The 2,876-nt window shown below is 44.7% G+C and carries 2 protein-coding genes; one reads left to right on the plus strand and one right to left on the minus strand.

What is annotated here, in order from left to right; genetic code table 11:
* The coding region (gene zwf, locus KHB02_RS29475) for a glucose-6-phosphate dehydrogenase (RefSeq protein WP_241114203.1) at positions 1–1,376 on the plus strand (1,376 nt) is incomplete at its 5' end.
* 35 nt (positions 1,377–1,411) lie between these two features.
* Here the strand turns inward: zwf and KHB02_RS29480 are convergent.
* On the minus strand, positions 1,412–2,680 hold the full coding sequence (locus KHB02_RS29480) for a DNA polymerase IV (protein WP_213144944.1): 1,269 nt from the start codon (positions 2,678–2,680) through the stop codon (positions 1,412–1,414).
* Between the last annotated feature and the right edge of the window lie 196 nt (positions 2,681–2,876).

Below are 2,876 nucleotides of genomic sequence, written 5' to 3' on the forward strand. Positions count from 1 at the left end.
CCGTGATTGGGATCGCCAGAACCCAGCAATCGCATGAAAAATTCAAGCAGTCCGTTAAGGATTCTGTCACTGCTGCATTAGGAGAAAAGCCAAACCTTGATGAGTTTGTGTCCCACTTCTACTATCAAAGTCACGATGTAGCGGATTCCAATTCCTATGCCGCTTTAAAAAAACTGGCGGATGAAATAGACGGTCACTACGGCCTTGAAGGCAACCGCATTTTCTATCTGGCTATGGCGCCTGAGTTCTTCGGACCGATTGCCCTTCATTTAAAATCAGACGGCCTTACCGATGTAAAAGGATACAAGCGGCTTGTCATTGAAAAACCGTTTGGACATGACCTCGAATCGGCAAAGGAATTAAACAAGCAAATCAGGACTGCTTTCTCTGAAAATGAAATTTACCGGATTGACCACTATTTAGGCAAAGAAATGGTCCGCAATATTGAGGTAATTCGTTTTGCTAATGCTATCTTTGAACCGCTTTGGAATAACCGTTATATATCCAATATTCAAGTGACCTCCAGTGAAACGCTCGGTGTCGAAGAACGCGGCCGATATTATGAATCAAGCGGCGCACTAAGGGATATGGTGCAAAACCATATGATGCAAATGGTCGCCTTGTTGGCGATGGAGCCGCCAATCAAACTGACAACGGATGAGATTCGGTCTGAAAAAGTTCGTGTTTTCCGGGCATTACGTTCTGTAGAAGGTGAACAGGTAAAAGAATATTTTGTCCGCGGGCAGTATGGCGAGGGAACAATTTCCGATAAGTCGGTTCCAAGGTACCGTGATGAACCGAATGTGGATCAGGAATCCAATACCGAAACCTTCGTAGCCGGGAAAATCATGATTGACAATTTCCGCTGGGCCGGTGTTCCTTTTTACATTCGAACCGGAAAAAGAATGACTTCCAAAACAACTAAAATTGTTGTTCAATTTAAAGACATCCCGATGAATTTATACTATCAGACGGAAAAAATGCTGAATCCAAATCTATTGGTCATTCACGTTCAACCGGAAGAAGGAATTACCCTGCATCTGAATGCCAAAAAAGCAGGCGGCCACTTGGAAGCCCAAGAAGTAAAACTAAGCTTTGCCAATACCGGTATCCATGCCATGAACACACCTGAAGGCTACGAAAAACTGCTCTACGATTGCATGCGCGGTGATGCCACAAACTTCACTCATTGGGATGAAGTGGCCTACTCTTGGGCGTTTGTCGATAAAATCTCTCAAGTTTGGGAAAATGAGAAAGCAGAATATCCAAATTATGAATCAGGATCAATGGGACCTAAAGCGGCAGACGAGCTGTTGGAACAGGATGGATTTTTCTGGTGGCCAGTGTCCGATATGTATGTTGATATTTGTAAGTAATAAAAACAAAAGCTCCGCTTGGCTTCTTAATTAGGCTAAGGGGAGCTTTCTTTGTTTTTTTGTAAAAAATCTTTATTAAAGCTAGTCGCAGTACCTCGGTTTTCGTCAGAATCGGTCTGGTGAGTGCCCGCCGTTTCGATAATATTTTTTCCATATTTGTCACGAAGGCTGGAAAGGGTTTTAAGAAGCGGCTCTTTTTTGGCGTCCTTTTCATAGGAAAATAAATCCAGCTGTTTATAGGCGTTGTCATGTTCCACTAAGTCAGTTCCGGTGATTCCTAACAATCTAACCGGGTCCCCGCTCCAATGTTTTAAAAGTAGTTGCTTGGCTAATGAAGCAAGTTCCTCTTTTTGGCCGATTGGATTAGCAAGCTTTTTACTCCGTGTGATGGTCTTTCTATCCTTGTAACGAATCGTGATACCGATGGTAGTTGCCAGGACACTTTTTCGTTTCAGCCTAACGGATACGGTTTCGGCCAGCGATTCCAAGACATGAAAAAGCTCCTGCTGGTTGCTGACGTCTCGTGGCAAGGTGGTGGAATTGCCGATGCTTTTAAATTCATCAATCGATTCGGGGTCGACAGGCCGGTGGTCATTTCCATTCGCCCGCTCTTTTAAACGAATACCATTGATGCCAAGCAGTGTTTTTAGCTGAATATCATTGGCTTTTGCCAGTTCGCCAATGGTATGAATACCGATGGTTTTTAGTTTTTCGGCCGTCTTTTTACCCACACCGTGCATTTCGTTTGTATTTAATGGCCAGAGTTTGGCGGGGATATCACGTTTGCGAAGTATCGTGATACCCATCGGTTTTTTCATATCTGAAGCCGTTTTGGCTAAAAACTTATTAGGGGCAATCCCGATGCTGCAGGGTAAATCCAGCTGCTCAAGGATTCTTTTTTGAATGGTTTGGGCGATTTCGATAGGACTGCCGAACTCAAAGCTTTCGGTAATATCCATATAGCCCTCGTCAATGGATACGGGTTCAACTAGGTCTGTGTACTGTCTGAGGATAGCAAACATGCCCATCGAGGCCGCCCGGTAACGGTCAAAATTGGGTGATTTGACAATCAGCTGCGGGCAAAGCTTTCTCGCTTCCCAAAGGGGCATCGTTGTTTTCACGCCAAATTTTCTTGCTTCATAGCTGCAGGTGACAATAATCCCTCTGCGCTCCTCAACGTTTCCGGCGATGGCAAGCGGCTTTCCTTTGAGGGAAGGGTCGTACGCCATCTCTACCGAGGCATAAAAGCTATTCATATCCACATGTAAAATGACCCGCCCGTTTTTTGGGTACATTTCCTTCATGAAAGGCACATCCCTTATGAGTTTTGGGTTCTCGTTTCCCTTTATTATACACCACTGAGCTGGGTGCTTGGGAATGGATGGATTCTTTTCAAATTTTACCGGAGGATTTTCTGGCAGGCCTTTTTGGGCAAAATAGGGGCACTATTTTTACCGCTGGCTCGCTTGCAACCCCTCTTCGGGCAAAATAAGGCTGCTA

It is taken from the genome of Neobacillus citreus (genome assembly GCF_018343545.2).
GTDB classification, from domain to species: domain Bacteria; phylum Bacillota; class Bacilli; order Bacillales; family Cytobacillaceae; genus Neobacillus; species Neobacillus citreus.